Annotated in this window: 23 protein-coding genes; 16 read left to right on the top strand and 7 right to left on the bottom strand. The window is 65.2% G+C overall.

Annotated features, from left to right (window positions below):
- Positions 1–235: 235 nt before the first annotated feature.
- From BRAD285_RS11100 to BRAD285_RS11060, 9 genes are all read left to right on the top strand, one after another.
- A complete protein-coding gene (locus BRAD285_RS11100; RefSeq protein WP_244422067.1) occupies positions 236–718 on the top strand; it encodes a hypothetical protein in 483 nt (160 codons plus the stop codon).
- A 166-nt stretch (positions 719–884) separates the two neighbouring features.
- Positions 885–1,916, top strand: coding sequence for a GTP 3',8-cyclase MoaA (gene moaA / locus BRAD285_RS11095; protein ID WP_006609977.1), 1,032 nt, complete (start codon positions 885–887; stop codon positions 1,914–1,916).
- Between the two features lie 3 nt (positions 1,917–1,919).
- A complete protein-coding gene (locus BRAD285_RS11090) occupies positions 1,920–2,600 on the top strand; it encodes a spermidine synthase (RefSeq protein WP_006609976.1) in 681 nt (226 codons plus the stop codon).
- A 104-nt stretch (positions 2,601–2,704) separates the two neighbouring features.
- Entirely contained in the window at positions 2,705–4,543 is a 1,839-nt protein-coding gene (locus tag BRAD285_RS11085) for a metallophosphoesterase (RefSeq protein ID WP_006609975.1), read from the top strand.
- A 190-nt stretch (positions 4,544–4,733) separates the two neighbouring features.
- Positions 4,734–5,075, top strand: coding sequence for a hypothetical protein (locus BRAD285_RS11080; protein ID WP_006609974.1), 342 nt, complete (start codon positions 4,734–4,736; stop codon positions 5,073–5,075).
- A gap of 372 nt (positions 5,076–5,447) precedes the next feature.
- Positions 5,448–5,720, top strand: coding sequence for a hypothetical protein (locus BRAD285_RS11075; RefSeq protein ID WP_006609973.1), 273 nt, complete (start codon positions 5,448–5,450; stop codon positions 5,718–5,720).
- A 231-nt stretch (positions 5,721–5,951) separates the two neighbouring features.
- Positions 5,952–6,842 (top strand): cation diffusion facilitator family transporter, encoded by an 891-nt coding sequence (locus BRAD285_RS11070; RefSeq protein WP_006609972.1) that lies wholly within the window; start codon positions 5,952–5,954, stop codon positions 6,840–6,842.
- Positions 6,843–7,205: 363 nt separating this feature from the next.
- Positions 7,206–7,787 (top strand): TRAP transporter small permease subunit, encoded by a 582-nt coding sequence (locus BRAD285_RS11065; protein WP_006609971.1) that lies wholly within the window; start codon positions 7,206–7,208, stop codon positions 7,785–7,787.
- Between the two features lie 23 nt (positions 7,788–7,810).
- Positions 7,811–9,481: a TRAP transporter large permease subunit gene (locus tag BRAD285_RS11060; protein ID WP_006609970.1), complete on the top strand. Its 1,671-nt coding sequence runs from the start codon at positions 7,811–7,813 to the stop codon at positions 9,479–9,481.
- Between the two features lie 92 nt (positions 9,482–9,573).
- On the opposite strand, the gene BRAD285_RS11055 is transcribed toward BRAD285_RS11060, so the two are convergent.
- From BRAD285_RS11055 to BRAD285_RS11040, 4 genes are all read right to left on the bottom strand, one after another.
- A complete protein-coding gene (locus BRAD285_RS11055) occupies positions 9,574–10,662 on the bottom strand; it encodes a TRAP transporter substrate-binding protein (RefSeq protein ID WP_006609969.1) in 1,089 nt (362 codons plus the stop codon).
- Positions 10,663–10,851: 189 nt separating this feature from the next.
- The gene (locus BRAD285_RS11050; RefSeq protein ID WP_006609968.1) at positions 10,852–11,943 is read right to left on the bottom strand and encodes a TRAP transporter substrate-binding protein; all 1,092 of its coding nucleotides are present in this window, start codon (positions 11,941–11,943) and stop codon (positions 10,852–10,854) included.
- A 175-nt stretch (positions 11,944–12,118) separates the two neighbouring features.
- The gene (locus BRAD285_RS11045; RefSeq protein ID WP_035644821.1) at positions 12,119–13,252 is read right to left on the bottom strand and encodes an Mrp/NBP35 family ATP-binding protein; all 1,134 of its coding nucleotides are present in this window, start codon (positions 13,250–13,252) and stop codon (positions 12,119–12,121) included.
- Positions 13,253–13,384: 132 nt separating this feature from the next.
- A complete protein-coding gene (locus BRAD285_RS11040) occupies positions 13,385–13,831 on the bottom strand; it encodes a VOC family protein (protein ID WP_006609966.1) in 447 nt (148 codons plus the stop codon).
- Positions 13,832–14,101: 270 nt separating this feature from the next.
- On the opposite strand from BRAD285_RS11040, the gene BRAD285_RS11035 reads away from it, so the two are divergent.
- The 7 genes from BRAD285_RS11035 to BRAD285_RS11005 all read left to right on the top strand — a co-directional run bounded on the left by BRAD285_RS11035 (position 14,102) and on the right by BRAD285_RS11005 (position 22,774).
- Positions 14,102–14,971 carry an NAD(P)-dependent oxidoreductase gene (locus BRAD285_RS11035; protein WP_006609965.1) on the top strand — a complete coding sequence of 290 codons (870 nt, stop codon included), beginning with the start codon at positions 14,102–14,104 and terminating at the stop codon, positions 14,969–14,971.
- A 343-nt stretch (positions 14,972–15,314) separates the two neighbouring features.
- The gene (locus tag BRAD285_RS11030; RefSeq protein WP_006609964.1) at positions 15,315–17,699 is read left to right on the top strand and encodes a TonB-dependent receptor; all 2,385 of its coding nucleotides are present in this window, start codon (positions 15,315–15,317) and stop codon (positions 17,697–17,699) included.
- Positions 17,700–17,704: 5 nt separating this feature from the next.
- On the top strand, positions 17,705–19,153 hold the full coding sequence (locus BRAD285_RS11025; protein WP_006609963.1) for a PepSY domain-containing protein: 1,449 nt from the start codon (positions 17,705–17,707) through the stop codon (positions 19,151–19,153).
- Between the two features lie 119 nt (positions 19,154–19,272).
- Positions 19,273–20,871, top strand: a complete 1,599-nt coding sequence (locus tag BRAD285_RS11020; protein ID WP_006609962.1) for a HAMP domain-containing sensor histidine kinase — start codon at positions 19,273–19,275, stop codon at positions 20,869–20,871.
- Between the two features lie 47 nt (positions 20,872–20,918).
- Positions 20,919–21,128 carry a DUF1289 domain-containing protein gene (locus BRAD285_RS11015; RefSeq protein WP_006609961.1) on the top strand — a complete coding sequence of 70 codons (210 nt, stop codon included), beginning with the start codon at positions 20,919–20,921 and terminating at the stop codon, positions 21,126–21,128.
- 28 nt (positions 21,129–21,156) lie between these two features.
- The gene (locus BRAD285_RS11010; RefSeq protein ID WP_006609960.1) at positions 21,157–21,693 is read left to right on the top strand and encodes a TIGR02281 family clan AA aspartic protease; all 537 of its coding nucleotides are present in this window, start codon (positions 21,157–21,159) and stop codon (positions 21,691–21,693) included.
- 61 nt (positions 21,694–21,754) lie between these two features.
- Positions 21,755–22,774, top strand: coding sequence for a histidinol-phosphate transaminase (locus BRAD285_RS11005; protein WP_035644794.1), 1,020 nt, complete (start codon positions 21,755–21,757; stop codon positions 22,772–22,774).
- A gap of 1 nt (position 22,775) precedes the next feature.
- Here BRAD285_RS11005 and dusA read toward each other — a convergent pair whose 3' ends face one another.
- The 3 genes from dusA to BRAD285_RS10990 form a co-directional block, all read right to left on the bottom strand.
- On the bottom strand, positions 22,776–23,732 hold the full coding sequence (gene dusA, locus BRAD285_RS11000) for a tRNA dihydrouridine(20/20a) synthase DusA (protein ID WP_006609958.1): 957 nt from the start codon (positions 23,730–23,732) through the stop codon (positions 22,776–22,778).
- A 288-nt stretch (positions 23,733–24,020) separates the two neighbouring features.
- Positions 24,021–25,013, bottom strand: a complete 993-nt coding sequence (locus BRAD285_RS10995; RefSeq protein ID WP_006609957.1) for a LysR substrate-binding domain-containing protein — start codon at positions 25,011–25,013, stop codon at positions 24,021–24,023.
- Between the two features lie 166 nt (positions 25,014–25,179).
- The gene (locus BRAD285_RS10990; RefSeq protein WP_006609956.1) at positions 25,180–26,316 is read right to left on the bottom strand and encodes a CaiB/BaiF CoA-transferase family protein; all 1,137 of its coding nucleotides are present in this window, start codon (positions 26,314–26,316) and stop codon (positions 25,180–25,182) included.
- Between the last annotated feature and the right edge of the window lie 25 nt (positions 26,317–26,341).

Here is a 26,341-nt window from a genome sequence, read left to right as displayed (position 1 = left end):
GGGACGGCGAGGTCGCGATCGGCCTCCGCCGATCGAGAGCCGCGCCGCACAGCTTCGGATTCCACAGCCGCATCCCGCTCTAACCACCTGTCCCAGCAACAAAAAGACACACGCCCCGGAATCTCAACGTTCTGTTGAGAATAGGGTTGACCGCAGTTGCGCCGCTGTTCTGACGCTCCTATGGTCGCCTTGGGATTGCGGCCGATGGCCGCAGGGTTGTGGGGCGGACATCATGATGCGGCGTGTCATCGCAATTGCGGTTGCGGGAGCCGGCTTGGCCGGTTGCTCGTCCTTCTCCATGGACAGCTTCAAGATGGCGGCGCCGGAGGTTCCCGTGCAGCTCGAATCCGTGCCGCCGGGAGCCGAAGCCAAGACCTCGCTCGGGCAGACCTGCCGCACTCCCTGCACGGTCCAGGTGCCGGCGCCCGATGCGGGCTTCAGCGTCACCTTCACGATGGACAAGTACCTGCCGGCGACCGTCCCGGTGCAGGTGATCCGCAACTCCGGCGATTTCAACTCGTCGCCGCCGGTGGTGATGGATCCAAACCCGGTCGTGGCCGAGCTGCAGCCGGCGCCGGGCGCGCCGCCGAAGGCCGTCAAGCACATGCGGCCGAAGAAGCCGAAGCCGCAGAAATCCGCGGCAGCGCCGGCCGCCGCCGCACCCGCGACGACCGGGTCTGCGTTCCCCGCCCCCATTCCCGGCGCGGCCCGCCAATAATCTCCCTGCCCTGCGTGCAGCGCAGCAACGACGGCGTGGCCTCCGCGATTGTGAGCCGCGCGGATCATGATTAGATTGCCTTGTAACTGAGATCCGGCCGCGTGCTCCACGCGGTCGCCGCGTGGCATCGCCGCCACTTGCCGCCGATCCTTGTGCAAGGCCTTCCATGACCGTTGAGACGTCTGACGACACCGCCCTGACGCGCCCGATGACCGACCCGTTCGGCCGTCGCATCAGCTATCTGCGCGTCTCGGTGACCGACCGCTGCGACCTGCGCTGCTTCTACTGCATGTCCGAGGACATGACCTTCCTGCCGAAGGCCGACCTGCTGACGCTGGAGGAGCTCGACCGGCTGTGCTCGGCCTTCATCCACAAGGGCGTGAAGAAGCTCCGGCTGACCGGCGGCGAGCCGCTGGTCCGGCGCAATGTCATGGGTCTGGTGCGGTCGCTGTCGCGGCATCTCAAGAGCGGCGCGCTCAACGAGCTGACGATGACCACCAATGCGACCCAGCTCGCCAAATACGCATCTGAGCTCGCCGATTGCGGCGTCCGCCGCATCAACGTCTCGCTCGACACGCTCGATGCCGACAAGTTCCGCACCATCACCCGCTGGGGCGATCTCGACCGCGTGCTCGCCGGCATCGAGGCCGCGCAGACGGCCGGCATCGCGGTGAAGATCAACGCGGTTGCGCTGAAGAACATGAACGAGGACGAGATCCCCTCACTGATCGACTGGGCGCACGGCAAGGGCATGGCGCTCACGCTCATCGAGGTGATGCCGATGGGCGAGATCGGCGAAGGCCGCATCGACCAGTATCTGCCGCTGTCGCTGCTGCGCAGCCGCCTCGCCCAGAAATACACGATGACCGATCTCGATGAGACCACCGGCGGCCCTGCCCGCTATGTCCGCGTCGCCGAGACCGGCGGCACGATCGGCTTCATCACGCCGATGACGCATAATTTCTGCGAGAGCTGCAACCGTGTCCGCGTCACATGCACCGGCACCCTGCACACCTGCCTCGGCCACGAGGACGCCTCCGACCTGCGCAAGCCGCTGCGCGCCTCGGCCAGCGACGAGCAATTGAGCGACGCGATCGACCGCGCCATCGGCCTCAAGCCGAAGGGCCACGACTTCATCATCGACCGCCGCCACAACCGCCCGAGCGTCAGCCGGCACATGAGCGTGACCGGCGGCTGATCGATGCTCCCCTGGAAGCTGATCGACACCGCTGACGTGCCCGGCGGCGGCGAGCCGCTGCGGCTGATGCAGCGCGGCCGGGACTTCACCATCAAGCTCGGCTCGAACGAGCTGATGAGCAGCCGGCTCTACGGCTCGGAAGAAGCGCTGGCGACGTTGAGCTGCGCGCGCCTCAAGGACCGCCCTGCTCCACACCTGCTGATCGGCGGCCTCGGCATGGGCTTCACTCTGCGCGCCGCGCTGAAGGTGCTGGGCCCGCAGGCGCGCGTCACCGTCGCCGAGCTGGTGCCGGCGGTGATCGCCTGGGCGCGCGGACCGATGGCCGAACTCTCCGGCGACAGCCTCGCCGATCCGCGCGTCGACATCCGCGAGGGCGATGTGGTGAAGCTGATCGCGGCCGCGCGCGGCAGCTATGATGCGATCCTACTCGACGTCGACAATGGCCCGCAGGGCCTGACGCGAGAATCCAACGACGCGCTGTATGATCCCGCAGGGCTCCGCACGGCCTTCACGGCCCTGCGTCCCGGCGGCTTGCTCGCAGTGTGGTCGTCACATCCCGACGACCGCTTCGCCCCGCGCTTGCGCAAGGCCGGCTTCACCGCCGAGGAGATCAAGATCCGCGCCACCGGCCGCGGTGGCGGCGGCGCCCGTCACGTGATCTGGATTGCAACGCGGCCGGCGTAATCGCGCCTCCACACGCCGCAGTTGAGTTCTCACCGTCGCCTGTTAAGCTCGCGACGTTTCATTTCAGCTGTTTTCGACTCGCCTTCTCCACGAGGCTCATTGGCATGACGGTCGATCTTTTGAAGGACACCAAGTCCTATCCGCGGATGACGCGCTGGTTCAATCCGCTGCTGCTCATCAAGCTGCTCAACAACGTCGTCACGTCAGCAATGTTCGGCCAATACGCCGACCGCCGCCTGATGGTCGCCGCGCTCGACACGGTGACGCCCGACGAACACATGAGGCGCGCGACCGCGTTCGCGCGGAGCCTCAGCCCGACGACGAAGGGCCCGGTCTGGATCGACTTCGTCGCCGATCTCGGCGACGGCTTCGACAGCACCTATGCAGTCGCGTGCCTGCTCGGCCGCCAGACACTGGAGCTTGGCGGCGAAACTCTGCCGCGCGGCGAGATGCTGATCATGGGCGGCGACGAGGTCTATCCGCTCGCCAATGCCCAGACCTACCGCAATCAGTTGCGCAAGCCGTATCAATGGGCCTCGCCCGACCACGACAAGACCGACGACGAGGGCGTTCCCTTGTTCGCGATCCCCGGCAACCATGATTGGTATGACGGGCTGGTGCAGTTCCTGGCCTATTTCACCCGGCCGACCCCGACGCACTTCGGCTCCTGGCGGACGCAGCAGAAGCGCAGCTATTTCGCGATTCAGCTCACGGAGAGCTGGTGGCTTTGGGGAATGGACATCCAGCTCGCGGAGAACATGGACCAGCCGCAGGCGGACTACTTCAAGCTGATCGCCCAGTCGGACCAGCTCAAGCCGGGATCGAAGATCATCCTCTGCACGGCGGAGCCGGGCTGGCTCTACACCGACACCAATCTGAGATCATGGGAGATCGTCGACTACGTGCTCGGCATCGCCAAGAAGGCGGACAAGGCGCTGACGATCCCGCTGCTGCTGTCCGGCGACACCCATCACTACAGCCGCTACATCGCAGAAGACGGCACGCAGTTCGTGACCTCGGGTGGCGGCGGCGCCTTCCTGCATCCGACCCACCAGCTCGAGAAGAACGTCAGCGTGCGCTGGACCGGCACGAAGGTGCCGCTGACCCTCGCCGACAAGGAGAACAGCAAGGACCCGGCAGTCTACCCGTCGATGCACGCCAGCCGTGAGCTGCTCTGGCGCAATTTATGGTTCGCGCTGACGAACTGGGATTTCTCGATTTTCATGGCCCTGGTGTATTTCGTCGTCGGCGTCCTGGTCGGGCTGCGCAACGAGATCGACATCTATGTCCTCGTGGCGCTGGCGTTCGGCGCGGGCATCATCGGCTACACCACGCGGCAGGAGCATGTCTCGCTCGCCGACATCTTCAACAAATGGAAGCGCCGTCACATCAAGACGGAGTTCGACGAGATCGACCGGGAAAACGTGCCGATCCAGTTCAAGAAGGCGCTGGTCGTCATCGGCACGAGCGTGCTCCACGCAGGCGCCCACATCGTCACCGCGCTGGCGGCCGCGATCTTCTTCAGCGGGATCAACGGAGATCCCTTCCCGGCCGGCCATCCCTGGTACAGCGTCTGGACGTGGCTCGGCCTGCTCGCACTTGAAATGGGCCCGGTCGGCTTCGTGCTCGGCAGCAGCTATTTCGGACTCAACATGCTCATCACCTGCCGGTGGCTGCGCATGAACCGCAACGACGCCTTCAGCGCGCTGCGCATCGGCCACTACAACAACTTCCTCCGGCTGCGCATCGAAGGCGACGACGTCAAGGTCCACGCCATCGGTCTCGATCGCGTGCCTGAGCGTCACGAGTGGCGGGATAACTCGCAATACCGGGAAGGCCAGCCGCAGCAGCCCCGCTTCGTCCCAGCGGCTCCGCTGGCACCGCATTTGATCGAGACATTCGTTGTCTCGGGCAAAGCGGGGCCGGCCGCACGCCCGACTTGACGCAGGCTGGACAGCGAGGTCGACGACGGCCGCCTCTCCGGCTCGCGATCCTCAGCGGTGCTCACGACCCGCAAAATGCACCCAAAAATGGATGCAGCGCCGCGCGCAGGCGCACCGGATCGGATTGACGCAGACCGGGACAGTTTCTAACAACTTCGCTTGCGGAATGGGCCGCAACAATGGAGCATCAATGCCCAAGAAGTACTTTGCGCTTGCGATCGCCGCCTTGCTCACAAGCGTATCCCCCTCGATTGCCAGCGACTATGCATTTCGTCTGCACAACAAGGCGGACGGTTATACCATCAACGGCTTTTATACCTTTCAGGACGGGCAATGGAGCCAGAACTGGCTCGACACCACCAAGGTGCCCCCGGGGGCATCGATCGGCATGGACTGGAATAGCAACCAGGGCAATTGCGTGGTGCCTTTCCGCGTGAGTTGGGATGACTACGGCGCCGAAGACTTCAAGATCGACTGGTGTAAAGGCGTCAAGAACATCTACATGAAGAACAAGGGATTCAGCTGGGACTAAGAAGGCCAGCCCACACGGCTTGACCTTCCAGAGTCCTATTCCCGAGCGGCGCTGTTGAGTCCTGCTCGAGGGAGCCCATGTCGTCATCTGTTCTGGTGAACGTGGCGCTCGGATATCTACGGTCCGGGCGCCCCACTGGCAGACGATCGGTTCGCTCATGCGGTATGTATCCGCAACAGCCATTGTCGCCGATCCCTGACACGCCAGCGCATCTACGAGGGCTATCGTCCTGCTCTCGGCTACCGTGCGGCCAGGGCCGGAACCGCAGCCGCCCGGGCGAGTTGCTGGACCACGGAGACGAATTGGAATGAGCAGCACCGCTGTTCATCCCGTTCCCGCTCCATCCGGCAGCACTCGAACAGAGAGGCGACAATGAAAGCACCCCTTCTTCTCGCTGGCGCACTGATCATCGGATCCCTGGCCCCGGCACTCGCTGATGAATATTACGTCGTGCAGGGCCCGAGCCACCGCTGCACCATCACCACCACCCGCCCCGCCGACCGCGAGGTCGTGACGCAGATCGGGCCGATGGCGTTCACCAGCCGCGTGGAGGCCGAGGATCGCATCAAGCAGACCAAGGTCTGCGAAGACGAAGGCACCGTCGGCAGCAGCAGCAGCACCACCACGATCATCAAGGAGAAGTAGTCGGCAGCGGCGTTCCTGAAATTCCGCGAGGATGTGAAAGGTCGTGCCCATCGCCATGGGCGCGGCCTTTCTGCTTCCGAGGGGCACGTAGGGACCGTGCTACGCGTCGCCTAGCGCGGTCTGCCCCGGATCATGCGTGGAGCTCCCTTCCTGCAAGCCGGTCGCAGCAACAGAGGTTGCGTTCCATGGCCGCCTTGAGTACGTCGCAACTCTCGGCCGGATCAGGACATCATGCTTTCGCATTCAATCAAGCTCGCCATCGGCAGCCTCGTGGTCGGGACGGTCGTGCTCGGGCTGAAATTTCTCGCCTATTGGCTGACCGGCTCGGTTGCGCTCTACTCCGACGCCGTCGAGAGCATCGTCAACGTCGTCACCGCCGTGGTCGCGCTGCTCGCGGTGCGCATTGCCGCCAAGCCGCCTGACGCGAACCACCCTTTCGGTCACCACAAGGTCGAGTACTTCAGCGCAGTGATCGAAGGCGTCATGATCGTCGTCGCGGCGCTGCTGATCATTCACGAGGCCTACGGCAATTTCCGCGACCCGCATCCGTTCTCGGCCCCGGTCGAGGGCCTCGCCGTGAACGGCTTCGCCAGCGTCGTCAATGCCGCCTGGTGCTGGCTGCTGATCACGCGGGGCAAGCGGCTGCGCTCGCCAGCGCTGGTCGCGGACGGCCGGCATCTCCTGACCGACGTCATCTCCTCGGGCGGCGTCGTGATCGGGCTCGGCCTCGCGGTGGTGCTGAAGCTGCCGATTCTCGACCCTGCCCTGGCCTTGCTCGTCGCCGTCAACATCCTGTGGTCCGGATGGCAGGTGCTGAAGGAATCGACCGGCGGGCTGATGGACGAAGCCGTCTCCGACGCCACGCTCGCGCGCATCCGCCAGATCATCGGCGAGCATGCCGAGGGCGCGCTCGAGGCGCATGACGTCCGCACCCGCCATGCCGGCAAGCTCACCTTCATCGAGTTTCACCTGGTCGTTCCCGGCGAGATGTCGGTCAACGCGGCGCACGAGATCTGCGACCGCATCGAAGCCGCCCTGCGCGAGGACGACGAGCACAGCTGGATCACCATCCACGTCGAGCCGGAAAACAAGGCCAAGCACTCCGGGGTGGTTGTGCTGTGATTGGGTCGCCGTGACATGAGCATGAGCCTCCAGGGGCATAAGCTTCGCGCGACGTCCGCTCGTCGCCTCCCTGAAGGCTCCCGTCGCCCACTGATGCAGCGCCGTCTGCGCGCGACGGCATGGCCGCAACTGCGGCATGCGACAGCCCGGACGGGGTGTCGCCAAGACTGCAACATGTTGCGGCAACGCTCATTTTCGCCCATTTTTCCGATTGACGGCAACACGGGGCGCTGAAATGGTGCCCCGGTTTTTGAGAGCCTGCCGGGCCGGATAGGCCGCTGCGCCGCATTCCGCGCAGCCAAGAACAGGCCATGGGCGACCGCGCGACACTGGCGGTCGTAGGACATTGGGGGAGGATCGGCGTTGCAAGCGTTGCTGAAATTGAGCCGTGGGATCGATGGGTTTACCGCCTGGACCGGCAAGCGGCTGGCGTGGCTGATCCTGCTGGCCGTCATCATCTCGACCATCAACGCCATCATCCGCAAGACGCTCGATACCTCGTCGAACTCCTGGCTGGAGCTGCAATGGGTGCTGTTCGCGGCAGTGTTCCTGCTGTGCTCGCCCTGGACCCTGCTCGACAACGAGCACATCCGCATCGACATCATCAACGCGATGTTGCCGAAATGGCTACGTGATACCATCGATGTCGTCGGTCACCTGCTGTTCCTGATGCCGCTCTGCATCGTCATGATCATCACCAGCGTGCCGTTCTTCCTGCGCTCCTTCGAGATCAACGAGCAGTCCAGCAATGCTGGCGGCCTGCCGCAATGGCCGGCGAAATCCCTGATCATGATCGGCTTCGTTTTCCTGCTGGTGCAGGGCATCTCCGAGCTGATCAAGCGCATCGCCGTGATGCGCGGGCTCATTCCTGATCCTCACGCTGCGAAGTCCCACGGGATCGAAGCCGAGGTCGAGCACCTCGTCGAAGCGATCGAAAAGAAATAAGCGGCGGGCTGGGGGATTCTTCAATGACTTCGTTTCTGATCGCCAATATGGCGCCGATCATGTTCGGCTCGCTGGTCGTCATGTTGCTGCTCGGCTATCCGGCAGCATTCTCGCTTGGCGCCGTCGGCCTGTTCTATGCCCTCATCGGCATCGAGCTCGGTGAATTCCGGCCGGACTTCCTGCAGGCACTGCCCGAACGCGTCTACGGCGTGATGAACAACGATACGCTGCTGGCGATTCCGTTCTTCACCTTCATGGGCCTGGTGCTCGAACGATCAGGCATGGCCGAGGATCTGCTCGACACCATCGGCCAGCTGTTCGGCACCATCCGCGGCGGCTTGGCCTATGCGGTCATCTTCGTCGGCGCGCTGCTCGCCGCCACCACCGGTGTCGTCGCGGCCTCCGTCATCTCGATGGGCCTGATCTCGCTGCCGATCATGCTGCGCTACGGCTATGACCGGCGCCTCGCCTCGGGCGTGATCGCCGCCTCCGGCACGCTGGCGCAGATCATCCCGCCGTCGCTGGTGCTGATCGTGATGGCCGACCAGCTCGGCAAGTCGGTCGGCGACATGTACGAAGGCGCCTTCATCCCCGGCCTCGTGCTGTCGGCGCTCTACGCCGGCTATGCCTTCCTCGTCAGCATGATCTTCCCGAAAGCGGCGCCCGGCCTGCCGCCTGAAGCGATCGGCTTCCGCGAGGATTCCGGCAGCCGCGGCCTGACTTCGCTGGGCATGCTGTTCCTGGCATCCTGCGTGTTCGGCTGGTACGTGATGCGCGGCTCCGAGTATCACGGCGCGGATTTCGTCGTGCTCTGCATGTTCTCCGGCATCGTGTTCGCCTTCGCCGTCGCGGTCGTGAACTGGGTGCTGGAGCGCCTCACGGGATACCGCTTCCTGTCGCGCATGGCGCAGCAGACCACCTTCGTGATGGTGCCGCCGCTGTTCCTGATCTTCCTCGTGCTGGGCACGATCTTCATCGGCCTGGCGACCCCGACCGAAGGCGGCGCGATGGGCGCGGCCGGCGCGATCATCCTCGGCGCGATCAAGCGCCGGCTCAGCTTCGACCTGGTTCGACAGGCCGTCGAGTCCACCGCAAAACTATCGGCCTTCGTGGTCTTCATCCTGGTCGGCGCGCGCGTGTTCTCGCTGACCTTCTACGGCGTCAACGGCCACGTCTGGGTCGAGCACCTCTTGACCTCCCTGCCCGGTGGCCAGGTCGGCTTCCTGATCTTCGTCAACGCCTTCGTGTTCGTGCTGGCCTTCTTCCTCGACTTCTTCGAGCTGGCCTTCATCATCATCCCGCTGCTCGGACCTGCGGCCGAAAAGCTCGGCATCGATCTGATCTGGTTCGGCGTCATCCTCGGCGTCAACATGCAGACCTCGTTCATGCATCCGCCGTTCGGCTTCGCGCTGTTCTACCTGCGCTCGGTCGCGCCGAAGGAGTCCTATCTCGATCGCGTCACCGGCAAGCGGATGGAGCCGGTCACCACGGGGCAGATCTACTGGGGCGCGGTGCCGTTCGTGGTGATCCAGCTCATCATGGTGATGCTGGTGATCATCTTCCCGTCGATGGTCATGCACTACAAGGGCACCGCATCGACCGTCGATCCGAACTCGATCAAGATCGACATCCCGCAGATCGATGCCCCGCCGCTCGACTTCGGCCCGCCGCAGATCGATCCGCCGAAGCAGTGAGCCGCGGCGCTTCAGTCGGTTAGGACAATGAAAAACCCCGGCGCATGCGCCGGGGTTTTGTCTTGTTGTTCGACGTTAAGAACGCGCCCGCCTCAGGCCAGCGGATTGCGCGCCATGAAGGCGTCGTAGCCGATCTCGGCGACCTGGAACCAGGAGTAGCCGTTGCCGGCAAAGGCCGTCAGCGACTCCAGCGTCTTCTTGAAGTCGGGGTTGGTGGCCGCGACCTCGCCGTGCAGCTCGCGCGCCGCCTTGATGCAGGCCTGCATGATTTCCGGCGAGAAGCCGTGCAGCTTGGCGCCTGCGGCGAGCAGCCGGCGAAGCGCCGCCGGATTGCTCTGGTCGTACTTCGCCATCATCCAGTTGTTGGCGAAGTGGCCGGCCTGCTCCAGGATTTTCTGGTAGTGCTTCGGCAGCGCATTCCAGCGGTCCTGGTTGACGAAGGCGAGCAGCATTGGCCCGCCCTCCCACCAGCCCGGATAGTAGTAATGCGGCGCGACCTTGACGAAGCCGAGCTTCTCGTCGTCATAGGGGCCGACCCACTCGGCCGCATCGATGGTGCCCTTCTCCAGCGCCGGGTAGATATCGCCGCCGGCGATCTGCTGCGGCACCGCGCCGAGCTTCTGCAGCACGCGACCGGCGAAGCCGCCGACGCGGAATTTGAGCCCCTTGAGATCGTTGACGCTGGTGAGCTCCTTGCGGAACCAGCCGCCCATCTGACAGCCGGTGTTGCCGGCGAGCAGCGAGACCACATTGTACTTGGCGTAGAACTCGTTGAGGATCTCGCGGCCGCCGCCCAGCATGTACCAGGCCTGGTTGATGCGCATGTTCGGACCGAACGGCACCGACGAGCCGAAGGTGAAGGTCGGGTCCTTGCCGAAATAGTAGTAGGACGCGGTGTGGCCGATCTCGACGGTGCCGTTCTGCACGGCATCGACGACCTGCAGACCGGGCACGATCTCGCCGGCGGCGAACGGCTGGATCTGGAATTTGTTGTCGGTGGCCTCAGCGACCATCTTGGCCATCATCTCGGCGCCGCCATACAGCGTGTCGAGCGATTTCGGCCAGCTCGTCGGCATGCGCCACTTCAGCTCGGGCATCGATTGCGCGATGGCCGGCGCCGCGATCGCAGCCGCTCCGGCTGCGCCGAGACCCGTGACCTTGATGAAGTCTCTTCGCTTCATGGTTCTTCCCCTCCCTCGGGTGATCGTGTTCGTTTCCTGGGCAGCCTTCTTTGTGAGGCTTCAAGTTCCAGTGTGGATCAAAGTGCGTCGGAGTGCCATTGCGAAACGTTGTCGCAACGCAACGCAAAAAGCCCGGCCTCTTGCGAGGCCGGGCCTGATGTCGATCCGCCGATCTTGGTTAGTTTGCGATCAGCCGCGGGTGCGCGAGCGGATCATGAAGCTGTCGTAGGTGTACTCGGCGACCTGCCACCACAGATACTCATCCGAGCGGTAGGCCTGCATGGCGTCGATCACCTTCTTGAAGTCGGCGTTCTTGGCCGAGATCTCGCCCCACAGCTCGTTGGTCGCCTTGAGGCAGGCCTCGAGCACTTCGTTGGTGAACGGACGCAGTTGCGTACCGCCGGCAACGAGCCGCTTCAGCGCCGCCGGATTCACTTGGTCGTAGCGCGCGGCCATCCAGGTGTTGGCGTTGACCGTCGCGTTGGCCAGGATGTTCTGATAGTTCTTCGGCAGCTCGTTCCACTTGTCGAGATTGGCGAAGGCGTGGACGGTCGGACCGCCCTCCCAGAAGCCCGGATAGTAGTAGTACTTGGCGACCTTCTGGAAGCCGAGCTTCTCGTCGTCATAAGGACCGACCCACTCGGCCGCGTCGATGGTACCCTTCTCCAGCGACGGATAGATGTCGCCACCCGCGAGCTGCTGCGGCACGACGCCGAGCTTCTGCAACACCTGGCCGGCGATGCCGCCGATGCGGAATTTCAGGCCCGAGAGATCGGCGACGGTCTTGATCTCCTTGCGGAACCAGCCGCCCATCTGGGTGCCGGTGTTGCCGCAGGGGAAGCCGATGACGTTGGACTTCTTGAAGAACTCGTTGGCCAGCTCGTTGCCGCCGCCCTGGTACAGCCAGGAGTTCTGCTGCCGGGCATTGAGGCCGAACGGCACGGAGGCGAAGATCGCGAAGGTCGGATCCTTGCCGACGTAGTAGTAAGACACTGTGTGGCACATCTCGACGGTGTTCTTCGAGGTGGCGTCGAGCGCCTGCAAGCCCGGGACCAGCTCACCAGCCTGGAAGACCTGGATCTGGAACTTGTTGTCGGTCATCTCGGCGACCTGCTTCGCCATGTATTCGGCGCCGCCATAGATCGTGTCGAGCGACTTCGGGAAGCTCGAGGTCAACCGCCACTTGATTTCCGGCATCGACTGCGCGATCGCCGGCGACGCCACCGCAGCCGTCGCCGCGGCACCGGCGGCCGAAACCTTCAGAAAATCACGACGCTTCATATTAAGGCATCTCCTTGTTGGGGGCGTTTCCCGTGAAAACATTATCCGCCGACGCGATTGGCCGCGTACGGTCGAAGGCGATCCGGGCCGGGCTTTAGCACGGAACCGGTTAAGCGAAAACGCGACGTTGGGATGACAAACAGTCCAATGGTCGCACGGACTTTGCTGCGCCGCATCAAGTCGCGGCGATGGCATCCTTGAGCTGATCGCGGACGGCGGAGGCAATGGTCCGGTAGATCGCCGCATGCGGTCCGCTGGGCTCGCTCTCGACCACCGGCTTGCCGGCGTCGGAGGTCGAGCGGATATCCATGTGCAGCGGGATTTCGCCGAGGAAGGGCACGCCGAGTCGCTCGGCCTCGTGACGGGCACCGCCATGGCCGAAGATGTCGGAGCGCGTGCCGCACTCCGGGCACTGGAAGTAGCTCATGTTCTCGATGATGCCGAGCACGGGCACGTTGACCTTGCGGAACATCGCAAGCCCGCGGCGGGCGTCGATCAGCGACAGGTCCTGCGGCGTCGAGACGATCACCGCCCCCTTCAGCGGTACGTTCTGCGCCAGCGTCAGCTGGGCGTCGCCGGTGCCGGGCGGCATGTCGACGACGAGCACATCGAGCGTGCCCCAGGCGACGTCGCGCAGCATCTGGTTGATCGCCGACATCACCATCGGCCCCCGCCACACCAGCGCGGAGTCCTCCTCGACCAAGAAGCCGATCGACATGATCGACAGGCCGAAGCGCGACAGCGGGATCATCTTCTTCTCGGGCGTGAGCTGCGGCTTCTCCTGCAGACCCGTCAGGCGCGGCACCGAGGGGCCGTAGATGTCGGCATCGAGCAGACCGACCTTGAGGCCGAGATCGCGCAAACCCAGCGCCAGATTGATCGCGGTGGTCGACTTGCCGACGCCGCCCTTGCCCGACGCGACCGCGATGACGGCGGCGATGCCGGGGATCGGCGCCTGCCGGGACATCGGCGAATCGGCCGGGGTCTGGTGCTGATGCGGGCGATGCGCCGAGACCGGCTGTACGCCGCCCTGCCGCGGCGCCGGGGCCGGTGCTGCGCCGGCCTTGCGCTCGGCGGTCAGCGCGATCATCGCCATGGTCACGCCCGGAATGGCGCGCACGGCCGCCTCGGCCTCCGCGCGGGTGGTTTCCCAGGCGCGGGCCTCGCTGGCTTCGACATTGATCGAGACAAACACCTTGCCATCATTGGCCGTGATCGGCGACAGCACGCCGGCGTCCGGCAGCGCCACGCCGCGTGGCGAGCGGACCCGCTTGAGTGCCTCGATGACCTGCTGCTGCGTCACGCTCACCGCGCGTCTCCTGAAGTGCTTCAGAACGCGCCACATCGTCGCGCCCTATCCTGTTGGCCGGACGCGATCTTCTGCCACTGCCGAAAGGATCGCGCGAGCCCTCTGTTGCGCTGCTTCATAAGCCCGGTCGGCTCAAAACGCCACCATGGTTCCGATGTCGCCGGCGTTCTCGTCCGGTCCATCCCCGGCCTGCTCCTTGGCTGCCTCGTAATTGAGCTCGATCATCACGCCGTTGGGATCGCGCACGAAGATCTGCCACAGCTCGCCGCCCGGCACCTGCCGCGCATCGAACGGCATGCCCTTCTCGGTGAGCCGCGCCTTCATGCCGGCGAAGCCGCGGCTGACGAAGGCGACGTGGTGGACGACGCCGGAGTCGGGCTTTTGTGCCTCCGACGTCGGGGAGATGTCGACGAGATGCACCACCGGTCGGCCCTCGCTGTACATCCAGGCGCCGGGGAAGGCGAAGTTCGGCCGGTCGCCATTCTCGAGCCCGAGCACGTCCTCATAGAAGCGCACGGTCTCCGCGAGGTTGCGAGTCCGGATGTTGAAATGATCGAGCACGCCGACGCTGACACCCATGCGAGACACTCCCTGGCTGGTTCGTTGATATCTTCGGATTTCGTTGCCGGATGACCGGTTTGCAAGCGGTCCTGATGATGCCTCTTTAGCACGACGGCGCGCTTTCGCATCCGTCACGAAGGCGTTGCCCCGGCGTCGCAAGCCGTTATGGTGCGGCGTCCAGCGGACCGCCGGAACGGGCCGGCTGCTGATGTTTTCCTTCAAGAACCGCCCGGCCATTCCCAAGGCCGTCGGCAGAACCCCAGAGAACCCAAGGGCAAGGTCACTCATATGGCTAAAGTCGCTTTCATCGGTCTCGGCGTCATGGGTTTCCCCATGGCAGGACACCTCGTGAAGAAGGGTGGTCACGAGGTCACGGTCTACAACCGCACCGCGGCCAAGGCGAAGGAATGGGCCGACAAGTTCGGCGGCAAGACCGCCGCGACGCCGAAGCAGGCCGCCGAGGGCCAGGACTTCGTGATGTGCTGTGTCGGCAACGACAACGACCTGCGCTCGGTGACGATCGGCGCAGACGGCGCCTTCGCCGGCATGACCAAGGGCGCGACGTTCGTCGACCACACCACGGCGTCGGCTGAAGTGGCACGTGAGCTCGACGCCGCAGCCACCAAGGCCGGTTTCAAATTCATCGACGCGCCGGTGTCGGGCGGCCAGGCCGGCGCCGAGAACGGCGTGCTGACGGTGATGTGTGGCGGCACCGCCGACGCCTATGCCGGGGCCGAGCCTGTCATCGCGGCCTATGCCCGGATGTGCAAGCTGCTCGGTCCCGCGGGCTCCGGCCAGCTGACCAAGATGGTCAACCAGATCTGCATCGCCGGCCTCGTGCAAGGCCTCTCGGAGGGCATCCACTTCGCCAAGAAGTCGGGCCTCGACGTTCCCGCCGTGATCGAGACGATCTCCAAGGGCGCCGCGCAGTCGTGGCAGATGGAGAACCGCTACAAGACCATGAACGACGGCAAGTATGACTTTGGTTTTGCGGTGGAATGGATGCGCAAGGACCTGTCGATCTGCCTGTCCGAGGCACGCCGCAATGGCGCCCATCTGCCGGTGACCGCGCTGGTCGACCAATTCTACTCCGAGGTCGAGAAGCTCGGCGGCAAGCGCTGGGATACCTCGAGCCTCTTGGCCCGTCTGGAGAAGTAGTCCAGGACACGTCGACCCCATCAAACGGCCGCCGCTCGATTCGAGGGGCGGCCGTTTTGCGTTGGGTTCCGACGAGGAGACTCGCCCGCCCCTCCCGCAGCATTGGCGCCGGACGTTGGGATAGCCTCGGACGTTCCATTGCGCGCCCTGCGACTCGCTGATACCCGTTGCAATCGCTAATCGTTCGCATGTGTTGCCGGATCGAGACACGCCGCAGCAGAGTGCAATTCATGTAATGTTATAACATTACATTCCTTGGCACATCGGCTAACTCTCGTCCCGGTGATCAGGAACGTAAGGGGGCGCGGAGGCCGGCTGGCCGGTCTCCGCGGGGGGAATCGAAATGAGCGCGCGGAATTTTTGGGGTTCAGTATCGTTGGCGGGGCTGGTGGTGGCGGGCTGTTCAGCCATGACCACCGCCGGCGCGCAGGACAAGCGGGCAGCGAGCGACACGCTACTGCCGGACGTGACGGTCGACGCCCCGCGTCAGCGGCCAGCCGCCCGCCGGACGCCCTCGTCAACGCAGGCTGTCCGGCCAACGGCGCGGACGACGCGCCCCCAGACCGCGCCATCCCAGGCAGCGGGTCCGACGGCCCCCTCCTCTGCTTCGGCCGGGACGCCGCTCAACGGCAACGCCACCCCCGCTACGGGCAGCCGCCTCGGCCTCACGGCGCGCGAGGTGCCGGCGACTATCGAAGTGATCGGCGCCGAGACGCTGCGCGAGCAGGGCTACCACACGACCGTCGACGCGGTGAAAGGCGCGACCGGCGTCAGCGCCGGCGATGCGCCGAACGATGTCGGCTACGCGATGCGCGGCTTCCAGGGCAACCAGGTCAACGTCCTCTACAACGGCATCAATATCGGCCCGACCGGCTTCACCGCGCTGACGATGGAGACCTTCAATCTCGATCGCGTCGAGTTTCTCAAGGGCCCCTCTTCGCTGAGCTCAGGCCAGGGTGCGGTCGGTGGCACCATCAACTTCGTCACGAAGAGGCCGTACACCGGGCCAGTGCAGAACGAGGCCTTCATCGGCTTCGACCAGCGCGGCAGCTTCCGCAGCGGCTTCGGCTCCGGCGGCAGCACGACCGTCAAGGGCCTCGACTATCGTTTCGACATCAGCCGAACCAAGGAGGTCGGCTTCATCGACGAGACGGAGTTCAAGAACGTCCATGTCTCGGGCCAACTGAACTATCGCCCGTCGGACAGCTTCAGGACCTTCGTGGCCGCCGAGTTCAAGGATTACAACGCCAAGCCGTACGAGGGCACGCCGCTGGTTCCGGTCAGCTTCAGTGGCGCCAATGCGACCAGCGGCATCGTGTCCGGTACCAAGATCTCCGACTACAACGGCAGCAATCTGGGCGCCGTGACCATTGACCGCTGCACGCTGTCGACCAACTACAACGTCGTCGACGGCCATAAGACGATCAAGGAATCCTGGGTCCGCAGCGGGTTCGAATGGGACCTGAACAACGCCGTCACGCTGCGAAGCCAGATCTACAACTACAACGCCAGCCGCGATTGGTACAATAACGAGGTGTCGGCCTTCAACGCCGATGCGAAAGACGGTAGGCCAATCGATCGCGAGCGCTTCTTCGTCCACCACAACCACAACATCGTCGGCAACGTCACCGACGTGACGTGGAACGGAAGCATCTTCGGTCTGGCCAACCGCCTTGTCGGCTCGGTCGAGAGCTCGCATACCGACTTCTCGCGCCCCGGTGCGGCGAACTTCTTCCACGACACGGTGCCGCTGGTTGGGTTCGATCAAGGCGTCTTCGGCAGTCTGACAACACAGATGCAGACGGCCACCATCGACAGCGTCGCTCTCAACCTGGAGGACCGGCTGAAGCTGACCGACACGTTCGCCCTGGTCGGCGGACTGCGCTACAATCCGTTCACGCTCGACCGTAACTCGATCGACAAGGACGGCGTGGTGAGGAGCGGCTTCCCCTATTCGAAGAGCTGGCAGCCGCTCACCGGCCGCATCGGCACCACCTGGTGGGCCCTGCCCGGCACCACCTTCTACAGCCAATATGCGACCGCCACCGACATCTCGGCCGACAGCATCTTCATCCTGAGTCCCACGCAAAATCTCACGCTGTCGGACTCCCGCAGCTACGAGGCCGGCGTCAAGCAGCTCACCTGGAACGGCCGCGCCGAATGGACCTTCTCGGCCTTCGACATCGAGCGCAACAATGTCTACAGCGCCCAGGCTGGCCAGCGGCTCAACCTTGCCGGCAAGGTGAAGTCGCAGGGCATCGAGCTCGCCGCCGCGGTGCGGCCGACGCCCGAGACCAAGCTGTGGGGCAATGTCGCCTATGTCCGCGCCCGCTACGCCGACTATGATCTCGCCGGCGGCGGCTCGTTCTCCGGCAACACGCCGCCCAACATTCCGGCCGTGATCGTCAACGGCGGCGGCTCCTACCGCTTCCTCAATCCGGGCTGGTGGCCGGTCGAACTCGGCTTCTCCGTGCGCCATGTCGGCGATCGCTGGAGCACCGACGCCAACACGGTGAAGCTGCTGGCCTACACCACCGCCGACCTGTTCGCCTTCATCGACCTGCCGAAGGTGCCGATGTTTGCAACCGCCACCAGCACGCGCCTCGCCTTTCGCGTCCGCAACGTCACCGACAAGCGCTACGCGGCCTGGAGCGATCCCTTCTATCCCGACCAGATCTTCCTTGGCGCGCCCCGCACCTACGAGGTCGAAGCCTCGTTCAAGTTCTAAGCTCCATGATCCGGGCGCTGATCCTCACGCATCGCTGGCTCAGCATCCCCCTTGGTCCGCTGTTCGCGCTGTGGTTTGCCACCGGCATCGTGATGCACTTCGTGCCGTTTCCGGCGCAGACCGAGAGCGAGCGTTTTGCCGGGCTCCTGCCGCTCGACCTCACCGCTGGTCTGCGCAGCCCTGCGGAGGCCCTCGTCGCAAGCGGCATCGATCGCCCCAGCCGCATCCGCCTGTGGCAGCGCACAGATGGCCCCATCTATGTCATCTCCGCCGCCGACCGGAGCGTAGCCATTCATGCCGATAAGCTGGCAGCGGCCGATGTGACCGCCCCAGATCTCGCGCTGTCCGTTGCCCGCGCGACGGCGCAGCAGCGTGGGTTCGGAGCCAATGGCATCGCGGTCGCCGCGCGCGACGACTACGACCAATGGACCGTGCCGAACCGGTTCGATGTGCATCGCCCGCTCTACCGGATCGCGCTGAACGACACCGATGAGACCGAGCTCTACGTCTCCTCCCGGACTGGCGACGTGGTGCTGGACACGACCGGCTTCGAACGCCGCTGGAATTATCTCGGCAGCGTCATCCACTGGGTCTATCCGACTGTGCTGCGCAAGGACTGGTCGGCCTGGAACGTGACGGTATGGTGGCTGTCGTTCGCGGCCGTCATCGCTGCCGTGACGGGCGCCCTGCTCGGCCCTCTCAGGCTGCGTCTGCGCAAGGCGCGGCTCGGCTCGCGCTATCGCGGCTGGCACCTGTGGCATCACTGGGCAGGCCTCGTCTGCATGCAATTCCTGCTGACCTGGATCGTCAGCGGCTGGCTGTCGATGGACCATGGCCGGCTGTTTGCGACCGGCCATCTCACGCCGTCCGAGAACGCCATTATCACCGGCGCGCCCGATTGGATGCAGCTCTCTGCCGCCCCGTCGGCAGCGGGCAGCGGCGAGGTCCGCGAAATCGAATGGTTCGCCTTCGGCGGCCGCCTGCATCAGCGCATGCGCCGCGCGGTGAGCCAGCAGCAGATCTCGGTGCTCGATGGCTCCGCTTGGCACATCGTCGGCCGTTTCCTGCAGCCGGCGGAGATCAATGCCGTCAGCGCCGGCCTGCGTCCCGGCTGTGCGCGATCAGCCGAGGTCGAGCCCGGCGACGACTATCCGTTCTCATCCGACGTGCCGGGGGCGCCGGTCCACCGCGTGATCTGCGGAGACACCTGGTATCACGTCGATTCCGCCTCGGGCGCGGTGCTCGAGAAGCTCGACCCGTCGCGGCGTGCCTATCGCTGGGTCTATCAGGCGCTGCACACGCTCGACTTCCCGACGCTGCTTGCACACGCGACGTTGCGCACTGCTCTCATCCTAGGCCTGTGCGGGGCAGGCTTTGCCTTCAGCCTCACGGGCCTCGTCATCGGCTGGCGACGGCTGCGTGTGCTTGGCGCCGCTGCGCGCCGCAATGGTTAATTTTAACGCGCGGTTAACGCAAATTTTTCGTTGTCTATAATCCGTCTTAAGGATTTCGAGCCAGTTATAGAGGATGCAGAAAGCAGCCCGCGCGGCCCCGGGCAGGATTTGTGTTGTTGATGAGTAAACCCGCGGAAAAGCCCGAGATCGTCGAGCTTCCGGCCGATGCGCCGGCGCTCGCTCCGGCAAGCCAGCGCCGCGCCGCGCAGCAACGGGTGCGCGAGGCGCGCGACCGGTTAACGTCGACATCGGGAACGCGGCCCGCCTTCGATCGCGAGCTGCTGCGTCAATATGCGCAGACGCGCATCTCCGCCTCCTACATCGTCATCCTGCTGGTCGTGGCGACGGGCCTCATGCTCAGCGTCTGGCTGCATGCCATCGCCGCCGGCGCCTGGACGCTCGGCGTGCTTTGCATCCATGTCGCCATCGTCCGCAACTGCTCGAACTTCCTGAACGACCAGCCGTCGCTGGCGGCCACGCGGCGCTGGCGCACGCGCTTCGTGCTGCTCGACCTGCTCTACGGCGTCTGCTGGATGGCGATCCTGATCCACCCGGCGCTCGCCGAGGTGTCGGGCACGCTGATGATGTTCCTGATGCTGCTGGTGATCGCCGTCTCCAGCATGCTGGCGGCGAACCTGCCGATCGCAGCGGTCGCGGTCACCGCGCCGGTGACGGTTGCGATCACGCTGAGCCTGGCGCTGTCAGGCACTTTCGACAATTATCTGCTCGCGGGATTTGCGATCGCCGCCGAGGGCTATTTCGTGCTGCTCGCGCATCAGCTGCACGCGACCACGCTGGCGACCCTGGAAGCGCGCGCCGAGAAGGACGCCCTGATCGGCGAGCTCGAGCAGGCCAAGGCGATTTCCGACGAGGCGCGCTACCGCGCCGAGGCCGCCAACGTCGCGAAGTCGCGCTTCCTGGCGCAGATGAGCCACGAGCTGCGCACGCCGCTGAACGCCATCCTCGGCTTCTCCGAGGTGATGAAGAGCGAGATTTTCGGTGCGCATGCGGTGCCGGTCTACAAGGAATATTCCGCCGACATCCACAATTCCGGCGTCCACCTGCTCAACCTGATCAACGAGATCCTCGACCTCTCGCGCATCGAGGCCGGCCGGTACGAGCTCAATGAGGAAGCGGTGGCGCTGGTCCATGTGATCGCCGACTGCCACCACCTGTTGAAGCTGCGCGCCTCGAGCCGCGGCATCACCATTCACGAGGTGTTCGAGCAGAACATGCCGCGTCTGTGGGCGGACGAGCGTGCGATCCGCCAAGTGGTGCTCAACCTGCTCTCCAACGCCATCAAGTTCACGCCGCAGGGCGGCGAGATCTGGCTGAAGGCGGGCTGGACGGCATCGGGCGGACAATATCTCAGCGTCAAGGACACCGGCTCCGGGATTCCCGAGAACGAGATTCCGATCGTGCTCGCCTCATTCGGCCAGGGCTCGAACTCGATCAAGTCTGCGGAACAGGGCGCGGGCCTGGGCCTGCCGATCGCCAAGAACCTGATCGAGATGCATGGCGGTACGTTCACGCTGAAATCGAAGGTCCGCATCGGCACCGAGGTGATCGTCACCTTCCCGCCGGAGCGGGTGATGTCGGCGCTCGCCCCGCTCTCGGACGAGGCGCCGCCGCTGCAACCGGATCCTGCCACAGCACCCGCTCAGGAGAAGCGGCGCCTGCTGCGCAAACCGATCATGAATGCCGGAACGGGACTGTGAGATGATGGCACTTGCAAAGCCAGACCAGAACCTCTTCAACTCGCAGCATGAGCCAGGATACCCCCTGCATTGCCGTCTGCATGATCGATCCGAAGACCAAGCTGTGCTTCGGCTGCGGCCGCACGCTGCCGGAGATCGCGCGCTGGGGCCGGATGTCGCGCGACGAGCGGCTGTCGGTGATGGACGGGCTGCCCACGCGCATGCACGACGCCGGATTGCCCGCCATCCGGCCCGCGATGGCGCGCAAGCGCGACTGAGCGGCGCCGCCCTCGTCGGAGGCCGGGCATGAACAAGATTGTACTGGTACTGGTCACCATGGTGGTCACCGCGAGCGCCGTGATCGTCTACAAGGATCCCGAGCAGGCCGCGCTCGCCAGCGACACCGTCTCGGAGATGCTCCGCAGCCGGGCGTTCAGGGCGAAGGCGACCCCGCCGACCAACGCCGTCGAGATCGAGCGCACGCGGGGCGGCGAGTTCGCGCTGCGCGCCAAGATCAACGGGGTCACCGCGCCGATGGTCGTCGACACCGGCGCCACCTCGGTGGTGCTGACCTGGGAGACCGCCAAGGCCGCGGGCCTGCCGCTGGAGCTCTTGAACTATGACGTCGACGTCGAGACCGCGGGCGGCCACACCAAGGCGGCGCGGCTGACGCTCGATCGACTGGCGATCGGCAAGCTGGTGGAGCGCTCGGTCCCCGCGCTGGTCGTGCCGCACGGCCAGATGAAGACCAACCTGCTCGGCATGAGCTTTCTCGACCGGCTCGAACGCTTCGAGGTCCGCTCCGACCGGCTGATGCTGCACGGCTATCCCGAGCGCAGCTGAAGCCGGGGCCGCGGCGAACGTTGCCTTGCACGCGCGGCAGAACCCGGCCTACGCTCGCGCCATGGCCGATACCCCGCAGATCAAGCTTGCCCTGAACGAAACTCCGTTCGGACCCTCGCCCGCCGCCCTCGACGCCATCACAGCCGATCTCGCCGGCCTCCCCCGCTACACAGGCCGGGAGGTCGATGATCTCACAGGCGCGATCGCCGCGCGCGAAAATATCGCAGCCGACCAGATCGTACTCGGTGAGAACCTCAACGTGCTCGGGCTTTACCTTGCCGCTCACGGCGGCCCCCGCGGCACCTTCGTCTACTCCGAGCCGGGCTACACGGCTCTCGTCGACGCGGTGGCGCCGGCCGGCGGCCGCGTCGTCGGCGTGCCGCTGAATGCGGCGCTGGAGAACGATCTGCCGGCCATCGCGGCCGCCGTGGATGGCACGACGCGCGCAGTCTATCTGGTCAATCCGCACAATCCCTCCGGCACGGTGAGCGACGCCACGAAGTTCATCGACGCCATTCGCGCCTTGTCGTCACGCACGCTCGTGATCGTCGACGAGGCCTATCTCGAATTCCTGCCGGACTTCGCCGCCCGTACCGTCACGCCGCTGCTGCGCGAGGGCTGCAATGTCGCGGTGTTCAGGACGTTCTCCAAGATCTACGGCCTCGCAAGTCTTGCCATCGGCTACACCCTGGCGCCGAAGCCGCTGGCCACAGGGCTGAAGCAGATGGGCATCGGAGCCTTCTTCGGGTTGAGCCGGCTCAGTCTCGTGGCTGCGTTGGCGAGCCTTGGTGACCGCAACTACGTCGAGGATATCCGCATCAAGGTCGCGGCCGAGCGCGAGACTTGGCATGCGCTGCTGCGCGATCGCGGCCGCCGCTTCAGCGCCTCGCAGGCCAACTTCGTATTCTTCGATTGCGGCCGGCCGCATGCGGAAGCGGCCGCGGCGCTCGCCGCCCGCGGCATCATCATCGGCCGCGCGCAGCCGGGTTTTGCGACATGGCTGCGCATCTCGATCGGACTGCCGGAAGAAAACGCGATCGCGCGGCAGGCCGTCGCCGAGCTGCTGCCGGTCACCGGATAGCTCAGGCGAGCGCTGCCACCGGCGCACTTTGCTCGATCATCGCCACCGCCTCGCGCAACACCTCGATCCCAGCGTCCGGCTTGACGCCGCGCTCCGAGAGGTGGCGGCGAAAGGCGCGCGCGCCGGGTACCGCATGATAGGCGCCGACGAGATGCCGCGTGATCGCGTGCAGCCGCGTCCCCTGCCCGAGCTGGCGTTCGATATAGGGCTCCAGCGCCGCCAGCGCATCCTTCATGCTCGCATGCGGCGCGGCCTCGCCGAACAGCACGGGATCGACGTCGAGCAATCGCCACGGCTCCTGATAAGCGGCACGTCCGAGCATCACGCCATCGACATGAGCGAGATGACCTTGCGCCGCTTCGATGCTGGTGATGCCGCCATTGATGATGACGGGCACCTGCGGCAGCCGCGCCTTCAGCCGATACACCCTGGTGTAGTCGAGCGGCGGGATATCGCGGTTCTCTTTCGGCGACAGCCCATTCAGCCAAGCCTTGCGCGCATGCACGATCAGCGCGTCGGCGCCACTGTCGACGACCGCATCCGCCAGCGCATCGAGTGCGATCTCCGGATCCTGGTCATCGATGCCGATGCGGCATTTGACGGTGACGGGAATGCCCACCGCGCGCTTCATCGCGGCAACACAGGCCGCAACGAGCGCAGGCTCCGCCATCAGGCACGCGCCGAAGCGGCCATCCTTCACCCGGTCCGACGGGCAGCCGACATTCAGGTTGATTTCGTCGTAGCCGAAGTCCTCGCCAATCTTTGCCGAGGTCGCGAGATCAGCCGGATCCGAGCCGCCGAGCTGCAGCGCCAGGGGATGCTCGCTGGCATCGAAGCCGAGCAGCCGCTGCCGGTCGCCGTGAATGACGGCCCCGGTCGTCACCATCTCGGTATAGAGCAGCGCCCGCCGCGACAGCAGCCGATGGAACACCCGGCAATACCGGTCGGTCCAATCCATCATCGGCGCCACGGAGAAGCGGCCGGCTCCGGGCTTCCCATATTCCAGCGTTTTCTCAGACACTTAGATCGCCCATTCCGCTGCACTGGACCGGGACGGGGTCGGTCCCGCAGCGGCAGGTAATGGGAACGGACCTGCAACGCAAGCTCAAAAGACGCTCCGAAACCAACCGCCATTCGTCTGCCCTGGATCATCTCTCGATCGTTGCCGAAGACGAGCAACATCCGAGCTCAGATCGTAAGGCTGACGAGGATCATTCCGACGGGCTGACATCATTGCAGCGCGTGGTCATCGCTTCCTGGCCGTGGACCGGCCTGCTGCTTCATCGGCCGCTGCTCCACCATTCGAGGCACGCGCGCCGTTCCACTTGCCGGTCGCGACGAGCGTGAGCAGCGTCGCGCGGCAGAGCGCGTGGACACTCGAGACGGCGTGGCTGAGCGGCCGGTCGACCGGATGGGCGAGGTGCACCGAACGCTTGATCTCCGGCTGCTTGATCGGCCATGCCAGCAGGCGCTCGCTCTGCACGTCGCGCGCGATCGCGTTATAGGGCAGGATCGAATAGCCGATCCCCTCCTCGACCAGTCCCTTGATGTTCGCATAGGAGTCGACCTCGATCACCGGATCCAGCGACAGGCCGCGCGCGGCTGCTTCGCGCTCCAGCAGCAAGCGCAGGCCATGATCCGCGCTCGGCAGGATCAGCGGAAGCTGGGTGACATTGGCGTAGGCGACGGCGCCGGATGCGGGCGGCTTGACGCCGGCCAAGGGCGTCGTTGGACCAAGCAGCCAGAGCTCCTCGCTGATCACCTCCGATGAGTTCAGCGCGTTGTCGCTGACGGGCTGATACAGCACCGCGAGATCGATGCGGCCCTCGCGGATCCACTCGGTGACGAAGCCGCTCATCGCCTCGGCGACGCACAGCTTGATCTTGGGAAAGCGCTTGCGCACCTCGATGATCAGCGGCACCGACAGGATCTGGCTGATCGTGCCGGGCAGCCCGAGCCGCACCTCGCCGGACGGCTCCGCTTCCTGCCCCTTGATCTCGTGGCGCGCGATCGAGAGCTGGTCGATCACGATGCGCGCGTGGCGGATCAGGATCTCGCCGGCTTCAGTGGCGACCACGCCCTGGGGGCTGCGAAACAGCAGCGCCGAGCCGAGCTCCGCTTCCATGTTGCGGACGTGCAGGCTGAGCGCGGGCTGCGCGACGTTCAGGGTCTCGGCCGCCTTGGAAAAGGAGCCCTGCTCGACGATCGCAATGAAGTAGCGAAGCTGCCGCAGGTCCATTTCCGTCCCAACATTCCTGTATGTCCGCCATAACTTTTCGCTATGGTCGGCATACACACGATCAAGGAACGCTATAGATCAGCGGCATCAGGAGGCTGTCAAGCGAGCCCCTCGCGCAGGCGTATTGCAGGCCACGCGTGGGCTCGCTCGCAGAGGCGGCGTTGCTCTAGTCCTGCGGCTTGGGCGCGAATTCTCGCCGCAGCCGCTCGCCATGCGCATCGAGCGCCGGGATCGGTCCGAACGCGGGCACCTGTCCATCGGCGACCGCGCCGGGCGCCATCAGCACCACAGGCCCTGTCGGCGTATCGATCTCGACATAGCGGTTCTGCGGATGCTCGGCGAAATCGGCCAGGGTCGAAACCCGCCCGAAGGCGAGCCGCGCGTCGCTGAGCAACTTGATCGCGCGATCGAGGTCCATGCTCAGCAGGATCGGCCCGATCTCGGCATCGAGCGCCGCGCGGTTCTTGACGCGCTCGCCATTGTTCAGAAAGCGCGGATCGGTGGCGAGGCTCGGTCGCTTCAGCACGTCGCGGCACAGGATCACCCATTCGCGCTCGTTCTGGATCGCGATCAGGATCGAGCGGCCGCCGCCGCAGGCATAGCTGCCATAGGGGGCGATGGTCGGATGATGCAGCCCGACCCGGCCGATCGGCACGCCGCCATAGGCATATTGCAGATACGGCACGTTCATCCAGTCGGCCATCGCATGAAACAGCGACACCGAGATGTGGCGGCCGCAGCCGGTGCGCTCACGCGCATACAGCGCCTGGAAGATCGCCTGGGTCGCCGTCATGCCGGCATTGATGTCGCAGACGGAGACGCCAACGCGCGCCGCGCCATATTCGTTGCCGGTGATGTTGGCGAGCCCGCTCTCGCCCTGCACCAGCAGATCATAGGCCTTGGCGTCGCGCAGCGGCCCCTCGTCGCCATAGCCCGAGATGGCGCAGGTGATCAGCCGCTCGTGCTTGGCCCGCAGGCCCTGCATCGAGAAGCCGAGCCGGTCGATCGCCCCTGGCGCCAGGTTCTGGATGAAGACGTCGGCCTGCGCCAGCATCGAAGCCAGCACCGCCTTGTCGCCGTCGTCGGCGAGGTTGAGAGCGATCGACTCCTTGCCGCGATTGAGCCAGACGAAATAGGCGCTCTCGCCATGGACGAAATGATCGTAATCGCGGGAGAAGTCCCCCTCGGGCCGCTCGATCTTGATGACGCGCGCGCCGGCGTCGGCCAGCTTGCACGAGGCGTAGGCTGCCGCCACCGCCTGCTCGATCGAAACAACCAGCAGTCCCTCGAAGTCGGCAGCCATCGTCCCTCATCGCTTCCGGTTGCGG

Origin of the sequence: Bradyrhizobium sp. ORS 285 (assembly GCF_900176205.1) — a bacterium.
Classification (GTDB): Bacteria; Pseudomonadota; Alphaproteobacteria; order Rhizobiales; family Xanthobacteraceae; genus Bradyrhizobium.
This window is presented reverse-complemented; position numbering and strand designations above follow the sequence as displayed.

Excerpts from the sequence above, each read along its gene's own strand:
- BRAD285_RS11100 (WP_244422067.1), top strand. The coding sequence starts at position 236 with ATGCGGCGTGTCATCGCAATTGCGGTTGCGGGAGCCGGCTTGGCCGGT.
- moaA (WP_006609977.1), top strand. The coding sequence starts at position 885 with ATGACCGTTGAGACGTCTGACGACACCGCCCTGACGCGCCCGATGACC.
- BRAD285_RS11090 (WP_006609976.1), top strand. The coding sequence starts at position 1,920 with ATGCTCCCCTGGAAGCTGATCGACACCGCTGACGTGCCCGGCGGCGGC.
- BRAD285_RS11085 (WP_006609975.1), top strand. The coding sequence starts at position 2,705 with ATGACGGTCGATCTTTTGAAGGACACCAAGTCCTATCCGCGGATGACG.
- BRAD285_RS11080 (WP_006609974.1), top strand. The coding sequence starts at position 4,734 with ATGCCCAAGAAGTACTTTGCGCTTGCGATCGCCGCCTTGCTCACAAGC.
- BRAD285_RS11075 (WP_006609973.1), top strand. The coding sequence starts at position 5,448 with ATGAAAGCACCCCTTCTTCTCGCTGGCGCACTGATCATCGGATCCCTG.
- BRAD285_RS11070 (WP_006609972.1), top strand. The coding sequence starts at position 5,952 with ATGCTTTCGCATTCAATCAAGCTCGCCATCGGCAGCCTCGTGGTCGGG.
- BRAD285_RS11060 (WP_006609970.1), top strand. The coding sequence starts at position 7,811 with ATGACTTCGTTTCTGATCGCCAATATGGCGCCGATCATGTTCGGCTCG.
- BRAD285_RS11055 (WP_006609969.1), bottom strand. The coding sequence starts at position 10,662 with ATGAAGCGAAGAGACTTCATCAAGGTCACGGGTCTCGGCGCAGCCGGA.
- BRAD285_RS11050 (WP_006609968.1), bottom strand. The coding sequence starts at position 11,943 with ATGAAGCGTCGTGATTTTCTGAAGGTTTCGGCCGCCGGTGCCGCGGCG.
- BRAD285_RS11040 (WP_006609966.1), bottom strand. The coding sequence starts at position 13,831 with ATGGGTGTCAGCGTCGGCGTGCTCGATCATTTCAACATCCGGACTCGC.
- BRAD285_RS11035 (WP_006609965.1), top strand. The coding sequence starts at position 14,102 with ATGGCTAAAGTCGCTTTCATCGGTCTCGGCGTCATGGGTTTCCCCATG.
- BRAD285_RS11030 (WP_006609964.1), top strand. The coding sequence starts at position 15,315 with ATGAGCGCGCGGAATTTTTGGGGTTCAGTATCGTTGGCGGGGCTGGTG.
- BRAD285_RS11025 (WP_006609963.1), top strand. The coding sequence starts at position 17,705 with ATGATCCGGGCGCTGATCCTCACGCATCGCTGGCTCAGCATCCCCCTT.
- BRAD285_RS11020 (WP_006609962.1), top strand. The coding sequence starts at position 19,273 with ATGAGTAAACCCGCGGAAAAGCCCGAGATCGTCGAGCTTCCGGCCGAT.
- BRAD285_RS11015 (WP_006609961.1), top strand. The coding sequence starts at position 20,919 with ATGAGCCAGGATACCCCCTGCATTGCCGTCTGCATGATCGATCCGAAG.
- BRAD285_RS11010 (WP_006609960.1), top strand. The coding sequence starts at position 21,157 with ATGAACAAGATTGTACTGGTACTGGTCACCATGGTGGTCACCGCGAGC.
- BRAD285_RS11005 (WP_035644794.1), top strand. The coding sequence starts at position 21,755 with ATGGCCGATACCCCGCAGATCAAGCTTGCCCTGAACGAAACTCCGTTC.
- dusA (WP_006609958.1), bottom strand. The coding sequence starts at position 23,732 with ATGGATTGGACCGACCGGTATTGCCGGGTGTTCCATCGGCTGCTGTCG.
- BRAD285_RS10995 (WP_006609957.1), bottom strand. The coding sequence starts at position 25,013 with ATGGACCTGCGGCAGCTTCGCTACTTCATTGCGATCGTCGAGCAGGGC.
- BRAD285_RS10990 (WP_006609956.1), bottom strand. The coding sequence starts at position 26,316 with ATGGCTGCCGACTTCGAGGGACTGCTGGTTGTTTCGATCGAGCAGGCG.